This is a genomic window from Exiguobacterium sp. s57, assembly GCF_018617685.1.
Classification (GTDB): domain Bacteria; phylum Bacillota; class Bacilli; order Exiguobacteriales; family Exiguobacteriaceae; genus Exiguobacterium; species Exiguobacterium marinum.
In genome coordinates, this window is the sequence record NZ_JACSKR010000008.1 from 21,614 (window position 1) to 47,327 (window position 25,714).

Consider the following 25,714-nt stretch of genomic DNA (forward strand, 5'->3'; position numbering starts at 1 on the left):
TCTACCTAGCGTTTCATTAACCCGCCAAACCGCTCTGTTACCTCTTCTATGACCGATTGCGGGGCTCGTTTCAAACAGTCTTTGACAATTCCTTCATTAATAGAGTTTATCTTGAAATAGCTGACCAATGACGCTAGTTTATCCTCACGCCCGATGACCGTGTAAAGGACGACCCACTCCTCTAGGTGCATCCATTGCCCATCTGGTTCAATGAAAGGATGCGTATAGATTCCGTCTGTGCACTTCATCCGGAAACTAGACATGACGTCCACATCCGTTCTCTCGAATACGTACTCTCCAAAGTAGGTGGTTACGTATGCCTCGTGTGGGTCAGAGGCTTTCTTTTCCCCGGCGCGACTTAGTATGCAATCGATCTTTTCAAACTGATCCGGTTCAACAAAGACATCGATGTCATTCGTTACCTCGACGATGCCATGATGCTTTAACAGTTGTGAGCCACCGATGCGATACTCAATCCCATTCAGGCGACAAATTGTCTCCAATTGCTTCAGCATGACGTCACTCCTTTCTCGTATGCCTCATCTTACCATGTCATCATGAAAACACAAAAAAGCAGCCCGCATATTGCGGACTGCTTGAAGTTGTTCAGATGAGTCAATCGATTACTCGATGATTTCTGTTACTGAACCAGCACCTACAGTACGGCCACCCTCACGGATAGAGAAACGTGTACCGTCTTCGATCGCGATTGTAGAAATCAATTCGACCGTCAACTCGATGTTGTCTCCTGGCATTACCATTTCAGTACCTTCTGGAAGGTGAACGATACCTGTTACGTCAGTTGTACGGAAGTAGAACTGCGGGCGGTAGTTCGCGAAGAATGGCGTGTGACGGCCACCCTCTTCTTTAGAAAGAACATAGATTGATGCTTTGAATTTAGAGTGTGGTGTGATTGAACCTGGCTTAGCAAGTACTTGTCCACGCTCGATGTCCTCACGTGATACACCACGGAGAAGTGCACCGATGTTGTCGCCAGCTTCAGCGTAGTCGAGAAGCTTACGGAACATCTCTACACCAGTACATACAGTTTTCTTAGTTTCTTCTGTAAGACCAACGATTTCAACTTCGTCGTTGACGCGGAGAACACCACGCTCAACACGACCAGTCGCTACAGTACCACGACCAGTGATTGAGAATACGTCCTCAACAGGCATCATGAAGTCTTTATCAGTGTCACGAACTGGTTCTGGGATGTACTCATCAACAGCGTTCATGAGTTCCATAACTTTTTCTTCCCACTGAGCTTCACCGTTAAGTGCGCCAAGTGCAGAACCTTTGATTACAGGGAGGTCGTCGCCTGGGAAGTCATATTCAGAAAGAAGTTCACGGATTTCCATTTCAACGAGTTCGAGGAGCTCTTCATCGTCTACCATGTCAACTTTGTTCATGAAGACTACGATGTAAGGAACACCTACTTGACGTGAAAGAAGGATGTGCTCACGTGTTTGTGGCATTGGGCCATCTGTTGCAGATACAACGAGGATTGCTCCGTCCATTTGAGCAGCACCAGTGATCATGTTTTTAACATAGTCAGCGTGTCCTGGGCAGTCAACGTGTGCGTAGTGACGCTTTTCAGTTTCGTACTCGATGTGAGCTGTTGCGATTGTGATACCGCGTTCGCGCTCTTCTGGAGCACCATCGATTTGGTCAAACTTAGTAGCTGTTTTACCTTGTGCACGTGAAAGTACAGCAGAGATTGCTGCAGTCAAAGTTGTTTTACCGTGGTCAACGTGGCCAATTGTACCAATGTTAACGTGCGGCTTAGAACGGTCGAATTTTTCTTTACCCATTCTAGATTCCTCCTCTATTAAACGATTAGTTTTATTTAACTAGGAAGACGTAGGTTACTTTTAACATACGTCCTCCTTAGCTTACAACAATCAATCTAGCGATACAACCGTTATTAGCCGTTCGCTTTTTTGACGATTTCTTCAGCAATTGATTTCGGTACTTCTTCGTAATGATCGAAGTGCATCGAGTACGTTCCACGTCCTTGCGTACGTGAACGAAGTGATGTTGCGTAACCGAACATTTCAGAAAGTGGAATCATCGCTTTAACAACTTGAGCGTTACCGCGAGCTTCCATACCTTCTACGCGTCCACGGCGTGACGTAACGTCACCCATGATGTCACCCATGTATTCTTCTGGGATAACAACTTCAACACGCATCATTGGCTCAAGGATAACAGCTTTCGCTTGGTCCTTAAGTTGTTTAACCGCCATCGAAGCAGCAACTTTAAACGCCATCTCATTCGAGTCGACATCGTGGTACGATCCGAATACGAGACGAGCTTTAACGTCTACTACTGGGTAACCAGCGAGGATACCGTTTTCGAGAGCTTCTTCAATCCCGTTTTGAACAGCTGGGACGTATTCACGTGGTACAACACCACCGACGATCTTGTTCACGAACTCGAATCCAGCGCCTTCTTCGTTCGGCTCGAATTCTACGACAACGTGACCGTACTGACCGCGTCCACCAGACTGACGAACGAATTTCGAATCGATCTTCGCAGCGCCACGGATTGTTTCACGGTAAGCAACTTGTGGTGCACCAACGTTAGCTTCTACTTTGAATTCGCGACGCATACGGTCAACGAGGATGTCAAGGTGAAGCTCACCCATACCAGAGATGATCGTTTGACCAGTCTCAGGGTTTGTTTCAGTGCGGAATGTTGGATCTTCTTCTGCGAGTTTCGCAAGAGCTTGACCCATTTTATCTTGGTCTGCTTTCGATTTAGGCTCGATTGCAACCGAGATAACTGGTTCTGGGAACGTCATTGACTCGAGAACGATGTTATCTTTCTCAGTACAAAGCGTGTCACCAGTAGTCGTGTCTTTGAAACCAACAGCAGCGGCGATGTCACCAGCGAATACCATTGGAATCTCTTCACGGCTGTTTGCGTGCATTTGAAGGATACGACCGAGACGCTCACGCTTCCCTTTAGTCGAGTTCTTCACGTATGATCCTGCTTCAGCTGTACCAGAGTACACGCGGAAGAACGTCAATTTACCAACGTAAGGGTCAGTCATAACTTTGAACGCAAGTGCTGAGAATGGAGCTTCATCAGAAGGCTCACGTGTGATCTCTTCTTCTGTATCGAGGTTGATCCCTTTGATTGACTCGACATCAACTGGTGATGGGAGGTAATCAACAACGGCGTTAAGCATAAGCTGAACACCTTTGTTCTTGAAGGCAGAACCAACGAGTACAGGGTAGAATTCAACGCTAAGTGTCGCTTGACGGATCGCAGCTTTCAATTCTTCAATTGAAATTTCTTCACCTTCAAGGTACTTCATCATCAACTCTTCGTTGAAGTCAGCAACACCTTCGATCAATTGACCGCGAAGTTCTTCAGCTTGGTCAGCCATGTCAGCTGGGAAGCCATCAATCACTTCGATGTCAGTACCGAGGTCGTTGTTGTACATGTAAGTCTTCATTTCAACGAGATCGATGATCCCTTTGAAGTTGTCCTCTGCTCCGATTGGGAGTTGAATCGCGTATGCGTTCGCATGAAGGCGCTCATGAAGCGTCTTCACAGAGTACAAGAAGTCTGCGCCGATTTTATCCATCTTGTTGACGAATACGACACGTGGTACACCATATGTCGTCGCTTGACGCCATACAGTTTCTGTTTGTGGTTCTACACCTGACTGAGCGTCAAGTACAGCAACAGCACCATCAAGTACGCGAAGTGAACGTTCAACTTCTACTGTGAAGTCTACGTGTCCAGGTGTATCGATGATGTTTACACGGTGACCATTCCACTGTGCAGTTGTCGCAGCCGAAGTGATCGTGATACCACGCTCTTGCTCCTGCTCCATCCAGTCCATTTGTGAAGCACCTTCGTGCGTTTCACCAATTTTATGGATACGACCTGTGTAATAAAGAATACGTTCAGTTGTTGTCGTTTTACCGGCATCGATGTGAGCCATGATCCCGATGTTACGAGTATTCTTTAGGGAGAATTCTCTTGCCATACTGGGTATTCTCCTTCCGCATATTTGATTTTCGTGTGTTGGCACACGATATGATTATACCCGAAAGCCACTCCGTTAAGCCACGCTTGGCGGAGTGGGCTTTACGATTAAATTACCAACGATAGTGAGCAAACGCTTTGTTTGCCTCTGCCATCTTATGCATGTCTTCGCGTCTCTTAACAGATGCACCAGTGTTGTTGGCTGCATCCATGATTTCGTTCGCGATACGTTGCTCCATCGTCTTTTCGTTGCGGAGACGAGCGTAGTTCACGAGGTAACGAAGACCAAGTGTTGTACGGCGCTCTGGACGAACTTCAACAGGAACCTGGTAGTTAGCTCCACCTACGCGGCGTGCCTTAACTTCAAGTACAGGCATGATGTTGTTCATTGCTTCTTCGAACACTTCCATAGGCTCTTTGCCTGAGCGTTCAGCGATGAGGCCAAATGCGTTGTAAATGATAGTTTGAGCTGTACCTTTTTTACCGTCTAACATGACACGGTTAATGAGGCGAGTTACCAATTTCGAGTTGTAGATCGGATCTGCGATAACGTCACGACGTTCTGCACGGTTTTTACGCATCCGAGTACCCTCCTTTCAAGATTTCAATTGTATTTTTAGTTGGCGAGAATTACTTCTTCGCAGCTTTCGGACGTTTCGTACCGTATTTAGAACGGCCTTGCATACGTCCGTCCACACCTGCAGTGTCAAGCGCACCACGAACGATGTGGTAACGTACCCCTGGTAAGTCTTTTACACGTCCTCCACGGATAAGAACAACGCTGTGCTCTTGAAGGTTGTGGCCAATACCTGGGATGTACGCAGTCACTTCGATTTGGTTAGTCAAACGAACACGAGCATACTTACGAAGCGCCGAGTTCGGTTTCTTCGGAGTCATTGTACCAACACGTGTACAAACACCACGCTTTTGTGGTGAGCTCACGTTTGTTTGTGACTTGATGAAACTGTTGTAACCTTTGTTAAGTGCTGGAGAGTCAGATTTAACGACTTTCGATTTACGTCCTTTACGGACTAACTGGTTAATAGTAGGCATCTTTGAAGATCCTCCCTTCCTGAATGTTGCTATTTTCTAGTCCCACCGACCCGGGTGGTTCATTTAAGGTCATAACGAAACGTTTTTACGAGGCGTAGGCATTCCATGACCTCGCAAAAACGTGAGTTATACCTTGAAAGTGGCAATTGTAGCAGCCAAACCTTCCCGTAGAAAGTTCGGATGGACGTCCAAGTAGCTTGCCGACTGCTGGACACCGTTGTCATCGACAACAACCGATTGGCGGCACTAAATCATAGTAGCACCGCCAACCTGCGCTGTCAAGACGTATTTTATTCGACCGTTGTATCTTCGAGAGCAACTGGTGCCTCATCTTCTTCAAGTTTCACATCACGGTAGACAGCCATTCCAGTACCAGCCGGAACGAGTTTACCGATAATGACGTTCTCTTTGAGTCCAAGGAGGTAGTCGCGCTTCCCTTTGATTGCCGCATCAGTCAAGACACGAGTCGTTTCTTGGAACGAAGCTGCTGAGAGGAACGAATCTGTCTCAAGCGAGGCTTTCGTGATTCCAAGTAGGACCGGTTTTGCAGTCGCCGGGTGTTTCCCGTCACGAATCGCACCTTTACACGCTTCTTTGAAGACGCTGATGTCGACAAGTGATCCAGGGAGAAGTGGCGTGTCACCAGACTCGATGACTTTAACACGACGAAGCATTTGGCGAACCATAACCTCAACGTGCTTATCACCAATTTCTACCCCTTGCATCCGATAAACTTTTTGAACTTCTTGGAGAAGATAGTTTTGAACACCAGATACACCACGGACGTTCAGCAATTCTTTCGGATCGATCGAACCTTCCGTGAAGACTTCACCGGCTTCAACTGTATCACCAATTTGGACGCGGAGACGAGCTCCGAATGGAATCGTGTATGAACGTGTCTCACTGAATCCTTCGACCGTGAGCTCACGCTTGTCACGTGATTCAGTGAAGTCGATGACCGTACCAGAGATTTCCGAGATGACCGCTTGACCTTTCGGGTTACGGGCTTCGAATACCTCTTGGATACGTGGAAGACCTTGTGTGATATCGTCTCCGGCAACCCCACCAGTGTGGAAGGTACGCATTGTAAGCTGCGTTCCTGGCTCACCGATCGATTGCGCGGCGATGATACCGACGGCTTCTCCGACTTCAACGTTTGATCCAGTCGCCAAGTTGCGTCCGTAACATTTCTTACATACGCCGTGTGACGTGTTACATGTGAAGGCTGTACGAATTTCAACTTGTTCAACACCCGCATCAACGATGATGCGTGCGATATCTTCTGTAATCAATTCGTTCTTATCGATTAACACTTCGCCCGTTTCAGGGTGTGTGACCGTTTCGAACGATGTACGTCCGACGAGTCGGTCGTACAAGCTTTCGATTTCTTCCGTACCCTCGCGGAGTGCAGACACACGGATTCCGCGGTCTGTTCCACAGTCTTCTTCACGGATGATGACATCTTGCGCCACGTCAACAAGACGGCGCGTCAAGTAACCTGAATCGGCTGTCTTCAAGGCTGTATCGGCAAGACCTTTACGAGCCCCGTGAGTCGAGATGAAGTACTCTTGAACCGTCAGACCTTCACGGAACGACGATTTGATTGGAAGTTCGATGATGCGACCAGATGGAGCGGCCATCAAACCACGCATACCCGCAAGCTGCGTAAAGTTAGATGCGTTACCACGGGCACCAGAGTCAGACATCATGAAGATCGGGTTCAAGCGGTTGAGGGATTTCATCAATCGAGATTGAATTTCATCCTTCGCTTCGTTCCAAGCACGTACTACGCGCTCGTAACGCTCATCTTCTGTGATGAGACCGCGACGGAACGACTTCATGATTTGGTCGACTTGAGTTTGTGCCTCATCCAAGATTTCCTGTTTGTCAGGAAGTACGATGATATCAGCAATCCCAACCGTTACACCCGCTTTTGTCGAGTGCTTAAAGCCAAGATCTTTCATCCGGTCAAGCATGCGGCTTGTTTCAGTCGTTTCAAACTTCTGGAACACTTCCGCGATGACTTTCCCGAGGAATCCTTTTTTGAACGGATCGATGATTGGACGTGATGCGATTTCTTCCGCAACGTTCGTCCCTTTGTCGATGAAGTACTTGTCAGGCGTTGCTTCCTGCAAGTTTTCCATCGTTGGCTCGTTCAAGTAAGGGAACGTATTTGGCAAGATTTCGTTAAAGACCATCTTCCCAACTGTCGTAATGAGCAATTTCTCGTTCTGTTCGTCTGTGAACGTCGGATTGTTGAGCGTACGTGCCGGAAGAGCCACACGCGAGTGCAAGTGGACATATCCGTTTTGGTAAGCAATCAACGCTTCGTTGACGTTCGAGAACACTTTTCCTTCACCGACGGCATCTTCACGTTCAAGTGAGATGTAGTAGTTACCGAGGACCATATCCTGCGATGGTGTAACAACTGGTTTACCGTCTTTCGGGTTCAAAATGTTCTGTGCAGCGAGCATGAGAAGGCGTGCTTCCGCTTGTGCTTCTGCAGAAAGTGGAACGTGGACAGCCATTTGGTCACCATCGAAGTCGGCGTTATAAGCCGTACATACGAGTGGGTGAAGGCGAATCGCACGACCTTCAACAAGAATCGGTTCGAATGCTTGAATACCAAGGCGGTGAAGTGTCGGGGCACGGTTCAAGAGAACCGGATGCTCACGGATGACTTCTTCAAGGACGCCCCAGATTTCAGGTTGCATCTTCTCGATTTTACGTTTTGCGTTCTTAATGTTTGAAGCGATGCCGCGACCGACAAGTTCTTTCATTACGAACGGTTTGAAGAGCTCAAGTGCCATCTCTTTTGGAAGACCACACTGATACATCTTCAAGTTTGGTCCTACGACGATAACCGAACGTCCTGAGTAGTCGACCCGTTTACCGAGAAGGTTTTGACGGAAACGACCTTGTTTCCCTTTCAACATATGTGAAAGCGATTTGAGCGGACGGTTACCAGGACCTGTTACCGGACGACCACGACGACCGTTGTCGATGAGAGCATCAACCGCTTCTTGAAGCATACGCTTCTCGTTTTGCACGATGATATTCGGCGCGCCGAGGTCGAGCAAACGTTTGAGACGGTTGTTCCGGTTGATGACTCGACGATACAAATCGTTCAAGTCAGATGTTGCAAAGCGTCCTCCGTCGAGCTGTACCATTGGGCGAAGCTCTGGCGGGATGACAGGAAGTACTTCAAGGATCATCCAGTCTGGATTGTTTCCTGAAGTGAAGAACGCGTCAAGAACTTCCAAGCGCTTGATCGCACGAGTACGACGCTGACCTTGGACAGTTTTCAACTCTTCACGAAGCTCACCCACTTCTTTTTCAAGATTGACGTCTTGAAGAAGTGTACGGATTGCTTCAGCACCCATGTCTGCTTTGAAGTCGCTACCGTATTTTTCACGATAGAGACGGAATTCTTTTTCCGAGAGAAGTTGTTTCTTCTCAAGCGGTGTGTCACCTGGTTCTGTTACCACGTAAGATGCGAAGTAAATGACTTCTTCAAGTGCACGTGGTGACATATCGAGAACAAGCCCCATGCGGCTTGGAATCCCTTTAAAGTACCAGATGTGCGAAACTGGTGCCGCGAGCTCGATATGGCCCATTCGCTCGCGACGCACTTTCGCTTTCGTCACTTCAACGCCACAGCGGTCACAAATGACTCCTTTATAACGGATTCGTTTGTATTTCCCGCAGTAACATTCCCAGTCTTTCGTAGGACCGAAGATTCGTTCACAGAACAATCCGTCCTTCTCTGGTTTAAGTGTACGATAGTTGATCGTTTCCGGCTTTTTGACTTCACCGTAAGACCACGAACGGATCTTCTCTGATGAAGCCAAGCCGATTTTCATATATTCAAATCGATTAACATCTACCAAGGGGCCGACCTCCCTTTTCGCCTTATTCCTCTTCCGTAACAGTCGGTTGAACGACTTGTTCTAACGCCGATGTTGCGTTCGGGATGTTGTCGTCATCTTCATCTTTCATTTCGACTTCTTCATCATCCGCTGACATCATCTTGACTTCCATACCGAGCGCTTGAAGCTCTTTGATCAAGACGCGGAATGATTCAGGAACGCCCGCTTTTGGAACGCTCTCGCCTTTCACGATGGCCTCATATGCTTTCACACGACCGACCGTGTCATCCGACTTGATTGTCAAGATTTCTTGGAGCGTGTAGGCTGCACCGTACGCTTCAAGAGCCCAAACTTCCATCTCTCCGAAGCGCTGACCACCGAACTGTGCTTTACCACCGAGCGGTTGTTGCGTAACGAGTGAGTATGGTCCTGTCGAACGAGCGTGAAGTTTATCATCAACCATGTGCGCGAGTTTGATCATGTACATGACACCGACAGAGACGCGGTTATCGAACGGTTCACCCGTACGACCATCATAGAGACGCGTTTTCGCATCTTTATCCATACCAGCCTCTTCAATCGTTGCCCATACGTCTTCCTCACGCGCTCCATCGAATACAGGTGTTGCCACTTTGATGCCGAGCTTCTTCGCTGCCATTCCAAGGTGGAGTTCAAGTACCTGACCGATGTTCATACGCGATGGTACCCCAAGCGGGTTGAGCATGATGTCAACCGGTGTACCGTCTGGCATGTATGGCATATCTTCTTCAGGGAGGATCCGCGAGATAACACCTTTGTTACCGTGACGTCCCGCCATCTTATCCCCTTCGTGAATCTTACGTTTTTGAACGATATAGACACGTACCATTTGGTTGACGCCTGGAGACAACTCGTCGCCGTTTTCACGGTCGAACACTTTGACATCCAAGATGATTCCGTCTCCACCGTTTGGTACACGAAGTGACGTATCACGTACTTCACGTGCCTTCTCACCGAAGATTGCGTGCAAGAGACGTTCTTCCGCCGTCAATTCCGTAACGCCCTTAGGTGTTACTTTACCGACGAGGATATCGCCATCCTTGACTTCAGCTCCGATACGGATAATTCCGCGATCGTCCAAGTTACGAAGTGCGTCATCTCCGACGTTTGGAATATCACGTGTGATTTCCTCTGGTCCAAGTTTCGTGTCGCGTGACTCTGACTCGTACTCTTCGATATGAATCGACGTGTACACGTCATCTTTCACGAGACGCTCACTCATGATGATCGCATCCTCATAGTTGTAACCATCCCATGTCATGAAGGCAACGACAACGTTACGGCCAAGCGCGAGCTCACCCATATCCATCGACGGACCGTCCGCAAGGATTTCTCCTTTTTCGACACGATCGCCAGCTGCGATGATTGGTTTTTGGTTATAGCATGTTCCTTGGTTAGAACGGACATATTTTTGAAGTTTGTAACGGTCCAAATCACCTGAAACCTCAGAACCGTTTACGTCAGACATACGACGGATCAAGATTTCACGCGCTGTGACGCGTTCAACGACACCTGGGTATTTCGCAACAATTGCTGCACCAGAGTCTTTCGCAGACACATACTCCATTCCAGTACCGACAATCGGCGAATCTGGTTGAAGAAGTGGTACTGCTTGACGTTGCATGTTCGCTCCCATGAGGGCACGGTTCGAGTCATCGTTCTCAAGGAACGGGATACATGCTGTCGCAGCAGAAACAACCTGTTTCGGCGATACGTCCATGTAGTCCACTCGGCTTGGCTCGACTGACAAGTTTTGTCCGCGGAAACGGCAAAGAACTTGTTCGTCTGCAAAGTGACCATCCTCTGTGAGCGGCATGTTTGCCTGTGCGACGACGTAGAGATCTTCCTCATCGGCCGTCATATATTGAATTTCACTTGTGACAAGACCTGTTTCCGGGTCGACACGGCGATATGGCGCTTCGATGAAACCGTACTCGTTCACTTTCGCATAAGACGAAAGTGAGTTGATGAGTCCGATGTTCGGGCCCTCTGGCGTTTCGATTGGACACATCCGACCGTAGTGGGAATAGTGAACGTCTCGAACTTCGAAACCAGCACGCTCACGTGTCAAACCACCCGGTCCAAGTGCAGAGAGACGACGTTTGTGCGTAAGCTCTGCGAGCGGGTTCGTTTGGTCCATGAACTGTGACAATTGCGAGCTACCGAAGAACTCTTTAAGCGATGCGATAACCGGGCGGATGTTAATGAGCGCCTGAGGTGTAATCGCATTTTGATCTTGAATCGACATACGTTCTTTTACAACACGTTCCATACGAGAAAGCCCGATCCGGAATTGATTTTGGAGAAGTTCTCCGACTGAACGAAGACGACGGTTTCCTAAATGGTCGATGTCATCTGTTGTTCCGACTTCGTGAAGTAAGTTAAAGAAGTAGTTGATTGAAGCGATAATATCAGCCGGCGTAACATGTTTGATACTGCGGTCGATATTGCCATTTCCGATGATGTTCAAGATACGCTCTCCATCTGGGTCATCTGGTGAGATGACTTTGATTGATTGAAGACCGAACGGTTCGCCTTCAGCGACGCCGCCAGTCGGTTCCGCATCGACATAACCGAGGCCGCTCTCCAAATGTGGGAGGATACGATCTAAGTTGCGACGGTCGAGGACGGTTCCAGCTTCAGCGAGTACTTCGCCTGTTTCCGGGTCCACGAGCGTTTCCGCTAATTTTTGACCGAACAAACGGTTCTTAAGATGAAGTTTCTTGTTCATCTTATAGCGACCAACGTTCGCTAAGTCATAACGTTTCGGGTCGAAGAAACGTGATACGAGAAGTGATTTCGCGTTTTCTACAGTTGGTGGTTCACCAGGGCGTAGACGCTCGTAAATCTCGATCAACGCTTTCTCTGTAGACTCTGTATTATCTTTTTCAAGGGTGTTACGAAGATATTCGTCATCACCGAGAAGGTCGATAATTTCTTGGTCCGTACCGAATCCGAGGGCACGCAACAACACCGTTACCGGAATTTTGCGGGTACGGTCGATACGAACATAAACGATATCTTTGGCATCTGTTTCAAGTTCGAGCCAAGCACCACGGTTCGGGATGACGGTTGCGCCAAATCCACGTTTACCATTTTTATCGAGTTTAGCGTTGTAATACACGCTCGGTGAACGGACAAGCTGGGAAACGATGACGCGTTCTGCACCATTAATAATAAATGTTCCCGATTCTGTCATGAGCGGAAAATCTCCCATGAACACTTCTTGTTCTTTGAGCTCACCTGTCTCTTTGTTTTGGAGACGTACTTTTACGCGAAGTGGCGCAGAATAAGTAACGTCGCGCTCCTTCGATTCATCGATCGAATACTTCGGCTCGCTGAGCGAGTAATCGATGAACTCCAACACGAGGTTTCCTGTGAAGTCGGAAATCGGTGAAATGTCTGTGAACATTTCCTTCAATCCTTCACGCAAGAACCACTCGTAAGAAGCAGTTTGAATTTCAATCAAATTCGGAAGCTCTAAAACCTCACTGATACGGGCAAAGCTTCTTCTCTGACGGTGACGACCGTACTGAACAAGTTGACCAGTCAACTGATTCACCTCTCAGACCCCCAATTCTTTAGCGAATTTTTCGGGCGTAATAATCGAACATTGTCATTGAATGTCGCTCGTTTTCCGTCTCTAAAAAGCAGCAGACACGGCAGTTTCAAGCGAATTCCATTCCAATGGCATTTTATAATGTTAGCATATACGTTATAGCGAGTCAACAAGACTTCACCGTTTGTCAAGACCGAATTGCTCGGAAAATAAAGTAACCCTTCTCTTTCGCGACCGTTTCGACTTGACTAAACACCTCTTCTAATAACTTTTTAGCAGAAGGCGCTCCTTGTTTCTTTTGAATGACGACATAAATTGCTCCTCCATCGACCAAATGCGCATGTGCTTCACGCAAGATCGTATGGACGACTTGTTTTCCCGCACGAATCGGCGGATTGGTGACAATGGCGGCAAACCGTTCTCCCCCCACCGCGTCATACGCGTGAGAAAGCCGTGTTTCGACCGTCACTCCATTACGGGCGGCGTTTTGCTCAGAGAGCGCCAGCGCACGCTCATTTACATCAATGAGCAATGCTTCACGCCCAGAGGCATCGGCAAGCGAGATCCCCATCGGACCATAGCCGCAGCCTACGTCTAAAATGCGTCCTGACACCTCAGGTACTTCAAACGATTCAATTAAAAGACGTGACCCAAAATCGACCGATCCTTTCGAGAACACACCGCGGTCCGAAGTGAAATGATACTGTTTCCCTCGTAACTCATACGTCCATGTCTCCGGGGCACTTTCCGAACGTGGATCGTTCGTATAGTAATGATCTCCCATGCGTCGAACCTCCTAACCCATTCTTCAAGGAAATAAAAGAAGCTCGCCATGGCGAGCTTCTATAGGTTGTGAAGTTGAATTACTTAACTTCAACAGATGCGCCAGCTTCTTCAAGCTTAGCTTTGATTGAATCAGCGTCTTCTTTAGAAACGCCTTCTTTGACTGGAGCCGGAGTTCCGTCAACGAGTCCTTTTGCTTCTTTAAGACCGAGGCCTGTGATTTCACGAACAGCTTTGATGACGTTGATTTTACCAGCGCCAGCGTTTGTGAGGATTACGTCGAATTCAGTTTGCTCTTCAGCTGCTGCGCCTGCGCCAGCACCTGCAACTGCTACTGGAGCTGCTGCTGATACGCCGAATTCTTCTTCGATTGTTTTTACGAGTTCGTTAAGTTCGAGAACCGTCATTGATTTGAGGTCTTCGATGAATTGCTCTTTGTTGAAAGCCATTATGGTTTTCCTCCTTTGATGTTGTAAAAAGTTTTTAAGTTACGCTACGCGACAAAAATTAAGCTGATTGCTCTTCTTTTTGTTCTGCGATTGCATTTGTTGCGACTGCGAGCCCACGGATTGGAGCTTGAAGTACGCTGAGAAGCATCGAGAGAAGACCATCGCGTGATGGAAGTTCTGCAAGGGCTTTGATTTCTTCGAGTGAAGTCACTTTGCCTTCGATGATTCCGCCTTTAAGTTCGAGCGCTTTGTGATCTTTCGAGAAGTCATTCAAGATCTTCGCTGGAGCAATAACGTCTTCGTTTGAGAAGGCGATTGCTGTAGGACCAGTGAAGACTTCGTCAAGACCTTCGAAGTTCGACTGAATAGCTGCGCGGCGAAGAAGACCGTTCTTGTAAACTTTGAACTCAATTCCAGCGTCACGGAGTGATTTACGGAGTGTAGTCACTTCTTCAACTGTAAGTCCGCGGTAGTCAACAACAACTGTTCCCACGCTCGCTTGCATTTTTTCAGCGATTTCATCGACGAGTGCCGATTTCTGAGCTACGATTTTTTCGTTTGCCATGTGTTTGCACCTCCTAGTCAATTCTTATACCGGACGAGAGGCTGCTCTCCAAAAGAAATCCCTCGTATGAAGACATACGAGGGCGTAATTGTTTGAAAGTAAACCTGTGACAACAGGCTCAAGTTCGAGCAAAGACACCTCGGAAGGGTTTACGGACCGATGTCCACCTTCTGTCTACGGTAATCCAACATATTCGGTTGAACGTGTATTACTTTATCAGCGGTGTCACACGTTGTCAACAATTTATTTCAACAAAATTACTTAAGGAAATCCGCAGTCGCTACACGGATCCCAGGACCCATTGTAGATGAAAGCGCGATGTTTTTAAGGTAAGTTCCTTTTGCAGTAGCAGGCTTCACTTTCATGAGTGTTTCGAGAATTGTCTCGATGTTCTCAGAGAGTTTAGATGCTTCAAATGATTTCTTACCAACTGGAACGTGGATGTTACCAGCTTTATCAACACGGTATTCAACTTTACCAGCTTTGATGTCCGCGATTGCTTTTTCTACATCGAAAGTAACTGTTCCTGTTTTCGGGTTAGGCATGAGGCCTTTAGGTCCGAGAACACGACCGAGTTTACCAACTTCACCCATCATGTCAGGTGTCGCAACGATGACATCGAAGTCGAACCATCCTTGTTGGATTTTGTTGATGTACTCAGCGTCACCAACGTAGTCTGCTCCAGCAGCTTCCGCTTCTTTCACTTTCTCACCTTTAGCGAAGACGAGAACTTTTTGTGTTTTACCAGTACCGTGTGGAAGTACAACGGCACCACGGATTTGTTGGTCTGCTTTCTTCGGATCTACGCCGAGACGGACAGCAACTTCGATTGTTTCATCGAATTTAGCAGTAGCTGTTTTTTGAACGAGCTCGACAGCTTCGGCGAGGTCGTATGACTTCGTGCGGTCAACAAGCTTAGCTGCTTCTTGGTGTTTTTTACCCATGATCTTTTCCTCCTTGTGGTTAGCGGAATTTCCTCCCACATAATGAAGGGATTGAAGGTGAGCAGTATTCACCGACAACCCCAGAGACTATCAATTAGTCTTCGATTACAATACCCATACTACGTGCAGTACCTTCAACCATAAGCATCGCTGTTTCTACAGATGATGCGTTAAGGTCAGGCATTTTAAGTTCAGCGATTTCGCGAACTTTGTCACGCTTAACCGTTGCTACTTTCTTACGGTTTGGTTCACCAGAACCACTCTCGATACCAGCAGCTTTCTTCAAGAGAACTGCAGCTGGTGGAGTTTTCGTAATGAATGTAAACGAACGATCTTCGTATACCGTGATGACTACAGGAATAATCAATCCGGCTTGGTCTTGTGTACGAGCGTTGAACTCTTTACAGAATCCCATGATGTTAACACCTGCTTGTCCAAGTGCTGGACCTACCGGTGGAGCTGGGTTAGCTTTACCAGCTGGGATTTGAAGTTTAACGAGTTTAGAAACTTTTTTCGCCACGAGACACACCTCCTTAAGTCTAAAATGTGGTTTCTTGGACGTTGTGCGCCCTCCCACTCAATCTATTAGGTCGAGTTTGTACCGAAATAAAGCACAACATCAAACATTTCCGATTGTACCATCCGTTTTACGGATTAGCAAGTGGGTTTAGTTAATTTTCTGAACTTGTTCGAAATCAAGCTCAATTTTTGTTTCGCGACCGAACATATCGACCACGACTTTGAGCTTCTCTTTGTCAGCTTCGATTTCGTCAATCGTACCTTCAAAGTTCTCGAACGCGCCTTCTTTCACACGGACAAGGTCACCGAGTTCGTAATTGTAACGATCTTTCTTCTCGATGAGTCCCATTTGCGACAAGACATTTGTCACTTCATCCGGTTGAAGCGGGATCGGCTTGGCCCCACCGCCGGTTGAACCGAGGAAGCCGGTGACGTTAGGCGTGTTGCGGACAACATACCATGAATCGTCAGTCATGACCATCTCTACGAACACATAGCCCGGGAAGTTTTTGACTTCACGCTCTTTGATTTTCTTCTCGCCACTCTTTAATGTGACTTCTTCTTGTGTCGTTTCAGTCGGGACGAGGACGCGGAAAATTTTATCTTCCATGTTCATCGAACCGATTCGACGTTCTAGGTTTTCTTTGACGTTATTCTCAAAACCTGAGTACGTCTGGACAACAAACCATTGTTTCTCCACGGCTTTCACCTCTTCCTTAGTTAATCAATAAATTGACGAGATAGCTGACTCCAGTATCTACGCCGAACACGAACAGGCCAATCACGACAACGGTCGCGATGACGGTAATGGTATATTTCGTGAGTTCTTTACGAGTAGGCCAACTCGTTTTCTTCAACTCTTTCCATACGTCGCGCAAAAAGTTCATGGTAGCTTCCTCCTACATTGAATGCCAATCTACGTTACTTTGATTCCCGATGCATCGTATGCGCATTACAGCGGCGACAAAACTTTTTCATTTCAAGTCGTGTCGACACACCATCTTTCTTTGTCGTCGAATACTCTCGAGACCCGCATTCTGAACAAGCGAGACTTACTTTCTTTGCCATTCATAAGCGCCCCTTTCGACTACTCTCTCTTAAAAAAGAGCGAAAAAAAAAACGCCTCCTGTAAATGGCGTCTACGGACAAGGCGCTACTTTTAAAGTATCACATAGGAGGCACGCGGTCAATAATCGGTTAGCTTGTAAGCGTCCGAACATCGACATGGCGTTCAAATTTCTTCTTCACACGCTGTAACGCATTATCAATTGATTTGACATGACGATCCAAGTCGTCTGAAATCTCTTGATAAGAACGTCCGTCTAAATAAAGACGCAATACTTTCCGCTCCAAGTCACTTAAAATTTCTTCCATCTTCTCTTCCATGAACGTTTGCTCTTCCTGTGTCACAATCAATTCCTGAGGGTCGGTAGGATGTGGAGGCAAGATAACATCAAGCAATGTTCGATCGGATTCTTCATCAAAAATCGGTTTATCGAGCGAAACGTATGAATTGAGCGGAATGTGCTTTTGACGTGTCGCCGTCTTGATTGCAGTAATCATCTGACGTGTGATGCACATTTCAGCAAAGCTTTTGAATGACGCGAGCCGTTCGTCTTTGTAGTCACGCACCCCTTTGTAAAGACCGATCATGCCTTCTTGGACGATGTCCTCATGATCTGCCCCAATCAAAAAGTATGAGCGCGCCTTCGCCCGCACAAAATACCGGTATCGTTCAATCAAAAACTCAAGCGCATCGCTATCCCCTTCGTTTCGCGCCAATAAGACCAACTCTTCGTCTGACATTTTTTCAAACTGTTCGTACGGCCATCCGTTCATGCTCGTTCCCCCCCGGCGATTGATCCTGAACTATGTAAGGTTTTGTCCCATTATAGGACTCCCTACTCCTATGCGTCAAACAAATTTCTAAAAATTCCGTCAATTGAATAATGTGTAACTCATATATGTAATAGTATACAACATTCCTTTGCAAAAAAATGTCAAAATCGAAACAAAGACGAGTCCATTCCATGAACTCGCCCGTGATTTCAGTCACCTTTTGATTTACGTCGTCGCATTTCTTCAAAGCGCGCTTGAATGTGCGGAGGAATATCGATTGTCTTTCGATTGGATTGTTCCTTTTCTAACGACATCCGTTGTTGCTCAATCAGTGTTTTCGCATGCATCCAATCTTTTAACAGCTCGGTCGCAGGAACGCGTAATGCACCTTGACCAAAAATAACCCATTGCTCGGTGAAATCGTTTGTCGCAACGAATAATGTCACGAGTCGGTCATCGACCAATTCATGCGCTCGTCGCTCAATCCATTCGTCAGCTGTCTCATTTTCTTTCGTATAAATGACATCGACACGACTGCGCTTCTCTTTTGCTTCACGACCATACCGCATATGAGCATCAAACACGATTGTGACCTCTTTGCCGGATACAGCTTGATATTCTGCCATCGCTTCAATCAAGAGGTTGCGCGCCTGATCAAAATCTACATCGCGCAAACTTCTTAAATGTGGCCACGCTCCGATAATGTTATATCCATCTACAAGAAGGAGCTCGCGTTTTAGAATACTCATGCTAACGGGTGGCGTGAGCGATGCACTTCGTACAGAAGGAGCGCTGCTGCAACAGATGCGTTGAGTGACGTGACATGACCGACCATCGGTAAATGGACGAGGAAGTCACACGATTCACGCACGAGTCGGCTCATCCCCTTGCCTTCACTTCCGATGACCACGACAAGCGGCATATTTCCATCTAATCGACGATAGTCCTGACTCTCTTTCGCATCGGTCCCGACGACCCATAGTCCTTTTTCCTTCAATTCTTCAAGCGTTCGCGTCAAATTCGTCACGCGCGCAACTGGAATATACTCAATCGCCCCAGTCGACGCTTTGGCGACCGTTTGGGTCAAACCAACCGAACGGCGTTTTGGAATAATGATTCCGTGTGCCCCGATTGCATCTGCCGTCCGTAAAATCGAACCTAGATTATGCGGGTCCTCTAGCTCATCCAACAGGATGATGAGCGGTGTTTCCTCTTTTGAAGCAGCGAGTGCAAACATATCCTCAATCGTTTTGTATTCATAAGCCGCTACGGCTGCAACGACACCTTGGTGATGCTCACTGCCTGCCATCTTCTCGAGTTTCGTTTTGGGTACGAAAGAAACTTGAACTGATGCTTCATTCGCCATCGCAATGATTTGGGCGAGCGGGCCTTTTTGTTGCCCTTCCATAATAAACACTTTGTTCATGTCACGGCCGCTTCGAAGTGCTTCGAGTACGGGATTTCGGCCATAAAGGAAGTCAATCCCTTCCTCCATCACGTCCACTTCTTTATAATCCGGACGCTCGGCTTTCTGGCGACGTGCACGTTCTGGTCGTTCACCACGAGGGCGGTCAAATGTTCGTTTCTCCGCTCCCCGCTTTCCGTCATGTCGATTCGAACGATTCGGCTTCGAGTCGTTCGAACGCTTGTTTGATGAGTTCTTCAAGACGATCCCTTCTTTCTGTCAAATAGATATATCCAATCAACGCCTCGAACGCTGTGGAGTAACGATAAGTGTGAACATCAACCCGCTTCGGGATTGATCCTGACTTCGCATTCTTACCACGTCTGACGATGGCTTGCTCTTCTTCCGTCAATAAGTCCATTTCTAGCCAATGGGTCACGACGCTCGCCTGTGCCCGTGCATTGACGTAGCGGACCGCGCCCCGGTGTAAATCGTTCGGGCGCGTCAATCCTTTCTCGAGCAACCGTTTCCGTACGGCCAATTCATATACCACGTCCCCCATGTAGGCTAGGGCGAGGGCATTCATTTGTTTCGGTTGCATCATAACCGCTTCCACCGAACCCCTTGGGCCGTGTCTTCGAGTTGGATGTTTTGTTCTTTTAGTAAATCACGAATCTCGTCGGCTCGGGCAAAATTACGTGCCGCACGTGCATCATTTCGTTCTTGAATCAATCGGTCAATCTCGGCATCCAGTAGTTCTTTTTCTTCTGCCAACGTCAAACCGAGCACACCCGTCAATTCATCGAATAGTGAAAGAACCTGCTCGAGTGTCGCTTTTGCCACATGGTCCGCTTTCGCATAAATGTTTGCTTCTCGTGCTAAGTCAAATAAGACCGTCACAGCGTTTGCTGTATTGATGTCATCATCCATCGACTCAATGAAAGCCGTCTTGATCGATTCAAGTTTCCGTTCCATCGACTCGCTCGGTTCCCCGAGTCCGGCTGTTACCGATAAGCGGTATTCAATATTTTGATACGCTTCTTTAATTCGGTCCCACCCGTTCGCCGCTTGTTCGATCAATTCACGGCTATAGTTGATGGGATGACGGTAATGAACAGACAACATGAAGAAACGTAGTACCATCGGATCGACTTCCTTCAGTGCTTCATGGACGAGGAGGAAGTTTCCGAGTGACTTAGACATCTTCTCGTTTTCAATATTGATGAACCCGTTATGCAACCAATAGTTGGCGAACTTCGCATGGTTGCACGCTTCCGATTGGGCAATCTCGTTCTCGTGGTGTGGGAATTTTAAATCATGCCCACCCGCGTGAATGTCGATCGTTGCCCCGAGATGTTTTTTCGCCATCGCCGAGCATTCGATATGCCAGCCCGGACGACCTTTGCCCCATGGACTATTCCATGATGGTTCATCCGGCTTAGCCGCTTTCCACAAGACAAAGTCGAGCGGGTCTTCTTTCTTTTCCCCGACATCGACGCGTGAGCCTGCCCGCAAATCTTCAATCGATTGCTGACTTAGTTTCCCGTATGTTTCAAACTTCTTCGTCCGGAAATAGACATCGCCTTCGGATTCATAAGCGAACCCTTCCGTCTCTAACTGACGAATGAACTCGATAATCTCTTCCATTGTATCGGTAACACGTGGATGCACGTCCGCAGGTTGCACGTTAAGAGCACCCGTATCCGCTAAATATGCGTCAATGTAACGATTCGTCAACGTTTCGGTGTCTTCACCTAATTCGTTGGCGGTACGAATGATTTTGTCGTCCACGTCCGTGAAGTTCAAGACGTATTTCACCTCATACCCACGATACGTCAAATAGCGACGAACTGTATCGAAGGCAATCGCCGGACGGGCATTGCCGACATGGATATAGTTATAGACGGTTGGTCCACAAACATACATCGATACTTTACCCGGGACAATCGGGACAAACGGTTCTTTTTTATTCGTGAGACTGTTGTACAGCTGAATCATGTGTCTTCTCCTCCATTCGCTTTTCAAGCGTCTCTAATTTATGTTGAAGTTCTGCCACAGCATTTTCAAGACGTTCTTGGCATTCGCGGTCCGGATCAGGCAGGCGGTGATCTAAGTCGTGTTGTTTCACACGTTTGCCGTTTCGAATAACGACCCGACCCGGAATCCCGACCACAGTCGAATCAGACGGTACATCATTCAAGACGACGGAACTTGCCCCGATTTTGACGCAATCGCCAATCGTGATGTTTCCAAGCACTTTTGCCCCGGCTGAAATGAGGACGTCACTTCCAATCGTCGGGTGTCGCTTCCCTTTTTCTTTCCCGGTTCCACCGAGTGTGACGCCTTGATAAATCGTCACGTCATTTCCGATAATGGCTGTCTCTCCGATGACGACGCCGAAACCGTGATCGATAAATACCCGGTTACCGACAACTGCGCCAGGATGAATTTCAATCCCGGTCACCCAGCGACTGAACTGGGCTAATAACTTAGCCACTAGCTTCACGTTTCGTTTCCATAATCCGTGTGCGATGCGATGTGCCCAAATAGCGTGCAATCCTGGATACGTCATTGCGACCTCCACTTTTGATCGAGCGGCAGGGTCTAGTTCCAGGACAGTCCGCAAGTCTTCGCGTACACTGCTCCAAAATCCCATAATCGATATCTCCTTTTCTTATACAAAAACAAAGACGCCCCTGTGCCAAGGCACAGAGACGCCGTAAGCGCGGTTCCACTCTGTTTGGGAAAAGTGTTCCCCTCTCAAATCCCGTTAACGCCGAGTCACGGCCTCGACTACATATCGCCGAGACGGCTCCGAGGTGCACTTCTTCGGTGGACACATCTAGAACTCCCAGCCTAGGTCCTAGTCTCTGCAACGTGTCGTACCGCTTACTTTCCTCATCGATGCCTTTATTACGCTAATAAAGTTGTCAGACGCTTCAATACACGCTCTTTTCCAATTAATGAAATGGCGTTCGGGAGTTCTGGCCCATGTGTTTGTCCTGTCGTGGCGACACGGATCGGCATGAACAAGTTCTTTCCTTTTTGACCGGTAGCTTTTTGAGTCGCTTTCGTCGCCGCTTTAATCGCTTCCGGTGTGAAGTCTTCGATTCCTTCGAGTTGCTGTTTGAACTCTGCAAGAACAGCAGGTACCGTTTCACCTGAAAGGACAACATTCGCTTCCTCGTCATACTCGATTTCATCTTTGAAGAACAAGTCTGTCAACGCGACAATCTCTGCCCCGTGCGTCATTTGTTCTTTATACAATGCGATCAAGTTTGTCGCCCAATCCGCTTCCTCGACAGATACCGCCTCGGGTAATCGTCCTGCTTCTTGTAAGAATGGTAAACTGAGTGCCACCACTTCGTCAAGCGTGGCCTTCTTCATGTATACACTGTTGATCCAAGAAAGTTTTTGTTGGTCAAACACAGCCGGACTCTTCGACAATCGGTTCGCATCAAACATTTGAATGAACTCTTCTTTTGAGAAGATTTCTTCTTCCCCGACTGGTGACCAGCCAAGAAGAGAAATGAAGTTGAAGAGCGCCTCAGGCAAGTAACCGAGATCGGCATACTGTTCGATGAACTGGATAATCGATTCGTCACGTTTTGACAACTTCTTGTGTTGGTCGTTATAGATGAGGGTCATGTGACCAAACTCCGGATACTCCCAACCGAGCGCATCATATACCATCATCTGTTTTGGTGTGTTTGCGATGTGGTCATCCCCACGCAATACGTGACTGATGTTCATCAAATGATCATCTACGACAACAGCGAAGTTGTATGTTGGAATCCCATCTTGTTTCACGATGACCCAATCTCCAAAGTCTTTCGATTCAAAGGAGACGTCTCCTTTAACGACATCCGTCCACTTATACGTCACGCCTTCTGGCACCCGAATACGAATCGATGGCTTGCGGCCTTCCGCTTCAAATGCTTCACGTTCTTCGGCAGTGAGGTTACGGTGCGCACCCGAGTAACGCGGTGCCTCTCCACGAGCGATTTGAGCTTCACGCTCCGCTTCGAGCTCTTCAGATGTCATGTAACATTTATAAGCAAGACCTTTGCTCATCAACTCATTGACATATTTCTCATAAATCGCAAGACGCTCCATTTGGTAATATGGACCGTAGTCGCCGTCACGGCCTGGACCCTCATCCCAGTCGATGCCAAGCCATTCTAAGTACTTCATTTGACTTTCGACACCGTTCAACACGTTCCGTTTTTGGTCAGTATCTTCAATTCGAAGAATCAACTTCCCGCCTGCATGGCGAGCAAATAAGTAGTTAAACAACGCAGTCCGCGCATTTCCGATATGGAGATGCCCCGTCGGACTAGGCGCATAGCGTACACGCACTTCACTCATAATAGTTCCACCTTTCTTCTCTTCTGCCCAAATAGTATACCATTTCTGTCAAGCTCGGTTGAGTAAGATGACCGCCTGTGCTGCGATTCCTTCTTCTCGTCCAGTGAAGCCGAGCTTCTCCGTCGTCGTCGCTTTCACGTTTACCTGTTCAATATCCGCTTCAAGAAGATCTGCGATGACCGCGCGCATCTCATCAATGTAGGGGCGCAATTTCGGACGTTGTGCCATGACCGTCGCATCCACATTTCCGAGGACATACCCCTCGTCTTTCACAAGTTGCCATACGTGGCGAAGTAACACTTTCGAATCCGCATCTTTGAATTCGGAATCTGTATCAGGAAAATGCTTCCCGATATCGCCTGCCGCAATCGCTCCGAGCGCCGCATCGGCAATCGTATGGAGCAACACATCCGCATCAGAATGACCGAGAAGTCCACGCTCATGTGGGATGTCGATTCCACCTAATATTAACGGACGTCCTTCCGCAAATGCATGTACATCAAACCCTTGACCAATTCTCATTGTAAATCCCCCTTCGCTAAAATCGCATCGCCAAACAGTAAATCCTCTGGTGTCGTCATCTTAATATTATGGTAATCTCCAGGGACCACTTGCACCGTTTCACCGAGCCATTCGAATAAACTGGCATCATCCGTTCCTAGCACCTGTCGTTCTACTGCTTTTTCATGCGCTGATAAAATCGCCTTGGCCTGAAAAGCTTGCGGTGTTTGTGCCAACCACAAGTTTTCACGGGGCACGGTTTGTTCGATTTGGTGACGCTCCACTTGTTTGACCGTATCCTTGACCGGTACCGCTAAAATAGCTCCACCTTGTAACGCAGCTTCCGCCACTTGATGTAGCTGTTCGCGTTTCACAAACGGACGAGCGCCATCATGAATCATCACAATCGTGTCCGTTTCAACAACAAGCAGTCCTGCGTAGACACTCTGTTGTCGTTCTTCTCCGCCAATTACATATGTAATCGGCGTATCGATATGTGCCATCATCGCTTCAAACCAGTCACGTTCCTCTGGACGAATCGCTAAAACGATATGTTCACACCATGGATCGGTATCGAACACTTGTAACGTCCATGCGATAATCGGCTTGCCTCGTAACGACAACATGAGTTTGTTCGCATCTGCTCCCATCCGCTTCCCTCTTCCCGCAGCCGGGATGACGACTGTATAAGCTACCATGTAAACACCTCTCTTCGTGAAAAAAGAGAGCGCTCCCGCGTCTCTTTTTTGTTCATTATTCCGGACGTGCAAAAATCATTCGACCTGCAGACGTCTGTAAGACACTCGTCACGACGACAGGAAGCGTCTTCGAAATCAACTTCCGTCCACCTTCCACGACAACCATCGTCCCATCTTCAAGATAGGCGACGCCTTGATTTTGCTCTTTTCCTTCTTTAATGACTGTCACGACCATCTCTTCGCCAGGAATGACGATTTGTTTGACGGCATTCGCTAAGTCATTGATATTCAATACCGGGACATTCCGTACTTCACACACTTTGTTTAAGTTATAGTCATTCGTGACAACAATACCATTTTTAAGTTCAGCCAATTTGATTAATTTGATATCGACTTCCGGTACATCTTCAAAGTCGCCATCATAAATTTCAACTTGGATGCGCTTGTTCTCCTGCAGTTCTTTTAAAATGTCGAGACCCCGACGACCACGATTTCGTTTTAATGTATCCGAAGAGTCGGCGATGTATTGGAGCTCTCCGATCACAAATTGCGGAACAATCAATGTCCCTTCCACGAATCCAGTCGTCGCAATATCCGCGATCCGACCGTCGATGATGACGCTCGTATCCAAGATTTTATCGTTAGAACGTTGAACCGGTTCAGCCGCCGGCTTCTCCCGTTCGCTCTTCACAAATAGTTTAATCCATTCGTTACGCTTCCGATAGCCGACCGCGAAACCAAAGTAACCAAACAGTGCCGTGACAAAAATCGGGACGATTTTACTCAGTAAGAAAATATTCGTGACTTCAAGCGATACACTGATCAAAAAGGCGATCAAGAGCCCGATGATAAGACCGATCGAACCGAATAAGATATCTCCCACCGGTAAACGGACGAGCCGTTCTTCGACAAAACGAATAAATGCAACAACACCATCTGTTAAGAATAAACTAAGAATGAAGAAGATAAGTCCACCAATCAAACTTGCTACGTATGGAATCGTTAACCACTCCGGCACATTCATGCCAAGGTCTGCTAATAAAAGCGTCGCTTCGATGATTCCGAACCAACCCACGACGAGTCCAATCAAAATAAATCCGATTCGTACAGCAATCTTCACT

Annotated in this window: 25 protein-coding genes and 2 other annotated features; all 25 genes read right to left on the minus strand. The window is 47.5% G+C overall.

The features are described 5' to 3' along the window. Positions 1-5: 5 nt before the first annotated feature. On the minus strand, positions 6-515 hold the full coding sequence (locus tag KNO98_RS14060) for a hypothetical protein (protein WP_214701468.1): 510 nt from the start codon (positions 513-515) through the stop codon (positions 6-8). A gap of 108 nt (positions 516-623) precedes the next feature. Further along, the gene (gene tuf / locus KNO98_RS14065) at positions 624-1,811 is read right to left on the minus strand and encodes an elongation factor Tu (RefSeq protein ID WP_026824829.1); all 1,188 of its coding nucleotides are present in this window, start codon (positions 1,809-1,811) and stop codon (positions 624-626) included. A 113-nt stretch (positions 1,812-1,924) separates the two neighbouring features. Next, positions 1,925-4,003 carry an elongation factor G gene (fusA, locus tag KNO98_RS14070; protein ID WP_026824828.1) on the minus strand — a complete coding sequence of 693 codons (2,079 nt, stop codon included), beginning with the start codon at positions 4,001-4,003 and terminating at the stop codon, positions 1,925-1,927. 112 nt (positions 4,004-4,115) lie between these two features. After that, a complete protein-coding gene (gene rpsG, locus KNO98_RS14075) occupies positions 4,116-4,583 on the minus strand; it encodes a 30S ribosomal protein S7 (RefSeq protein ID WP_026824827.1) in 468 nt (155 codons plus the stop codon). Positions 4,584-4,632: 49 nt separating this feature from the next. Beyond that, a complete protein-coding gene (gene rpsL, locus KNO98_RS14080) occupies positions 4,633-5,055 on the minus strand; it encodes a 30S ribosomal protein S12 (protein WP_012727683.1) in 423 nt (140 codons plus the stop codon). A 290-nt stretch (positions 5,056-5,345) separates the two neighbouring features. Further along, on the minus strand, positions 5,346-8,945 hold the full coding sequence (rpoC, locus tag KNO98_RS14085) for a DNA-directed RNA polymerase subunit beta' (protein ID WP_026824826.1): 3,600 nt from the start codon (positions 8,943-8,945) through the stop codon (positions 5,346-5,348). Between the two features lie 22 nt (positions 8,946-8,967). Continuing rightward, entirely contained in the window at positions 8,968-12,516 is a 3,549-nt protein-coding gene (gene rpoB, locus KNO98_RS14090; RefSeq protein ID WP_026824825.1) for a DNA-directed RNA polymerase subunit beta, read from the minus strand. A gap of 193 nt (positions 12,517-12,709) precedes the next feature. Next, positions 12,710-13,306 (minus strand): class I SAM-dependent methyltransferase, encoded by a 597-nt coding sequence (locus KNO98_RS14095; protein ID WP_026824824.1) that lies wholly within the window; start codon positions 13,304-13,306, stop codon positions 12,710-12,712. Positions 13,307-13,385: 79 nt separating this feature from the next. Next, positions 13,386-13,754, minus strand: coding sequence for a 50S ribosomal protein L7/L12 (gene rplL, locus KNO98_RS14100; protein ID WP_026824823.1), 369 nt, complete (start codon positions 13,752-13,754; stop codon positions 13,386-13,388). Between the two features lie 58 nt (positions 13,755-13,812). Next, a complete protein-coding gene (gene rplJ / locus KNO98_RS14105) occupies positions 13,813-14,319 on the minus strand; it encodes a 50S ribosomal protein L10 (protein WP_026824822.1) in 507 nt (168 codons plus the stop codon). Between the two features lie 44 nt (positions 14,320-14,363). Then, positions 14,364-14,517: a sequence feature (ribosomal protein L10 leader region), on the minus strand. 59 nt (positions 14,518-14,576) lie between these two features. After that, entirely contained in the window at positions 14,577-15,263 is a 687-nt protein-coding gene (rplA, locus tag KNO98_RS14110) for a 50S ribosomal protein L1 (protein ID WP_214701470.1), read from the minus strand. A 94-nt stretch (positions 15,264-15,357) separates the two neighbouring features. After that, positions 15,358-15,783 carry a 50S ribosomal protein L11 gene (rplK, locus tag KNO98_RS14115; RefSeq protein WP_012727690.1) on the minus strand — a complete coding sequence of 142 codons (426 nt, stop codon included), beginning with the start codon at positions 15,781-15,783 and terminating at the stop codon, positions 15,358-15,360. 147 nt (positions 15,784-15,930) lie between these two features. Further along, the gene (gene nusG / locus KNO98_RS14120) at positions 15,931-16,482 is read right to left on the minus strand and encodes a transcription termination/antitermination protein NusG (RefSeq protein ID WP_026824820.1); all 552 of its coding nucleotides are present in this window, start codon (positions 16,480-16,482) and stop codon (positions 15,931-15,933) included. 16 nt (positions 16,483-16,498) lie between these two features. Beyond that, entirely contained in the window at positions 16,499-16,669 is a 171-nt protein-coding gene (gene secE / locus KNO98_RS14125) for a preprotein translocase subunit SecE (protein ID WP_012727692.1), read from the minus strand. Between the two features lie 34 nt (positions 16,670-16,703). Then, positions 16,704-16,850, minus strand: coding sequence for a 50S ribosomal protein L33 (gene rpmG, locus KNO98_RS14130; RefSeq protein ID WP_026824819.1), 147 nt, complete (start codon positions 16,848-16,850; stop codon positions 16,704-16,706). Positions 16,851-16,979: 129 nt separating this feature from the next. Further along, on the minus strand, positions 16,980-17,621 hold the full coding sequence (gene sigH, locus KNO98_RS14135; RefSeq protein ID WP_026824818.1) for an RNA polymerase sporulation sigma factor SigH: 642 nt from the start codon (positions 17,619-17,621) through the stop codon (positions 16,980-16,982). Positions 17,622-17,830: 209 nt separating this feature from the next. Further along, positions 17,831-18,370, minus strand: a complete 540-nt coding sequence (locus KNO98_RS14140; protein WP_214701472.1) for an NYN domain-containing protein — start codon at positions 18,368-18,370, stop codon at positions 17,831-17,833. Further along, positions 18,367-19,116 (minus strand): 23S rRNA (guanosine(2251)-2'-O)-methyltransferase RlmB, encoded by a 750-nt coding sequence (gene rlmB, locus KNO98_RS14145; protein WP_026824816.1) that lies wholly within the window; start codon positions 19,114-19,116, stop codon positions 18,367-18,369. The genes KNO98_RS14140 and rlmB overlap by 4 nt, the downstream gene beginning before the upstream one ends. A 109-nt stretch (positions 19,117-19,225) precedes the next feature. Beyond that, complete coding sequence (locus KNO98_RS14150) at positions 19,226-19,630, minus strand: Mini-ribonuclease 3 (protein WP_026824815.1); 405 nt, start codon at positions 19,628-19,630, stop codon at positions 19,226-19,228. Continuing rightward, a complete protein-coding gene (gene cysS, locus KNO98_RS14155) occupies positions 19,627-21,024 on the minus strand; it encodes a cysteine--tRNA ligase (RefSeq protein ID WP_214701473.1) in 1,398 nt (465 codons plus the stop codon). Before cysS ends, KNO98_RS14150 begins: the two co-directional genes overlap by 4 nt. Next, positions 20,993-21,682, minus strand: a complete 690-nt coding sequence (cysE, locus tag KNO98_RS14160) for a serine O-acetyltransferase (RefSeq protein WP_026824813.1) — start codon at positions 21,680-21,682, stop codon at positions 20,993-20,995. The genes cysS and cysE overlap by 32 nt, the downstream gene beginning before the upstream one ends. 51 nt (positions 21,683-21,733) lie before the next feature. Next, positions 21,734-21,940: a binding site (T-box leader), on the minus strand. Beyond that, positions 21,940-23,397, minus strand: coding sequence for a glutamate--tRNA ligase (gene gltX / locus KNO98_RS14165; protein ID WP_200868291.1), 1,458 nt, complete (start codon positions 23,395-23,397; stop codon positions 21,940-21,942). Its footprint overlaps the feature before it by 1 nt. 45 nt (positions 23,398-23,442) lie before the next feature. Then, a complete protein-coding gene (gene ispF, locus KNO98_RS14170; protein WP_026824811.1) occupies positions 23,443-23,916 on the minus strand; it encodes a 2-C-methyl-D-erythritol 2,4-cyclodiphosphate synthase in 474 nt (157 codons plus the stop codon). After that, the gene (gene ispD, locus KNO98_RS14175; protein WP_026824810.1) at positions 23,913-24,593 is read right to left on the minus strand and encodes a 2-C-methyl-D-erythritol 4-phosphate cytidylyltransferase; all 681 of its coding nucleotides are present in this window, start codon (positions 24,591-24,593) and stop codon (positions 23,913-23,915) included. The genes ispF and ispD overlap by 4 nt, the downstream gene beginning before the upstream one ends. Positions 24,594-24,648: 55 nt before the next feature. After that, the gene (locus KNO98_RS14180) at positions 24,649-25,713 is read right to left on the minus strand and encodes a PIN/TRAM domain-containing protein (protein WP_012727703.1); all 1,065 of its coding nucleotides are present in this window, start codon (positions 25,711-25,713) and stop codon (positions 24,649-24,651) included. Between the last annotated feature and the right edge of the window lies 1 nt (position 25,714).

Coding starts and splice junctions, on each gene's coding strand:
- KNO98_RS14060 (WP_214701468.1), bottom strand. CDS start 515: ATGCTGAAGCAATTGGAGACAATTTGTCGCCTGAATGGGATTGAGTAT.
- tuf (WP_026824829.1), bottom strand. CDS start 1,811: ATGGGTAAAGAAAAATTCGACCGTTCTAAGCCGCACGTTAACATTGGT.
- fusA (WP_026824828.1), bottom strand. CDS start 4,003: ATGGCAAGAGAATTCTCCCTAAAGAATACTCGTAACATCGGGATCATG.
- rpsG (WP_026824827.1), bottom strand. CDS start 4,583: ATGCGTAAAAACCGTGCAGAACGTCGTGACGTTATCGCAGATCCGATC.
- rpsL (WP_012727683.1), bottom strand. CDS start 5,055: ATGCCTACTATTAACCAGTTAGTCCGTAAAGGACGTAAATCGAAAGTC.
- KNO98_RS14095 (WP_026824824.1), bottom strand. CDS start 13,306: ATGGGAGATCATTACTATACGAACGATCCACGTTCGGAAAGTGCCCCG.
- rplL (WP_026824823.1), bottom strand. CDS start 13,754: ATGGCTTTCAACAAAGAGCAATTCATCGAAGACCTCAAATCAATGACG.
- rplJ (WP_026824822.1), bottom strand. CDS start 14,319: ATGGCAAACGAAAAAATCGTAGCTCAGAAATCGGCACTCGTCGATGAA.
- rplA (WP_214701470.1), bottom strand. CDS start 15,263: ATGGGTAAAAAACACCAAGAAGCAGCTAAGCTTGTTGACCGCACGAAG.
- secE (WP_012727692.1), bottom strand. CDS start 16,669: ATGAACTTTTTGCGCGACGTATGGAAAGAGTTGAAGAAAACGAGTTGG.
- rpmG (WP_026824819.1), bottom strand. CDS start 16,850: ATGGCAAAGAAAGTAAGTCTCGCTTGTTCAGAATGCGGGTCTCGAGAG.
- sigH (WP_026824818.1), bottom strand. CDS start 17,621: ATGAACGGATGGCCGTACGAACAGTTTGAAAAAATGTCAGACGAAGAG.
- KNO98_RS14140 (WP_214701472.1), bottom strand. CDS start 18,370: ATGAGTATTCTAAAACGCGAGCTCCTTCTTGTAGATGGATATAACATT.
- rlmB (WP_026824816.1), bottom strand. CDS start 19,116: ATGGAGGAAGGGATTGACTTCCTTTATGGCCGAAATCCCGTACTCGAA.
- KNO98_RS14150 (WP_026824815.1), bottom strand. CDS start 19,630: ATGATGCAACCGAAACAAATGAATGCCCTCGCCCTAGCCTACATGGGG.
- cysS (WP_214701473.1), bottom strand. CDS start 21,024: ATGATTCAGCTGTACAACAGTCTCACGAATAAAAAAGAACCGTTTGTC.
- cysE (WP_026824813.1), bottom strand. CDS start 21,682: ATGGGATTTTGGAGCAGTGTACGCGAAGACTTGCGGACTGTCCTGGAA.
- ispF (WP_026824811.1), bottom strand. CDS start 23,916: ATGAGAATTGGTCAAGGGTTTGATGTACATGCATTTGCGGAAGGACGT.
- ispD (WP_026824810.1), bottom strand. CDS start 24,593: ATGGTAGCTTATACAGTCGTCATCCCGGCTGCGGGAAGAGGGAAGCGG.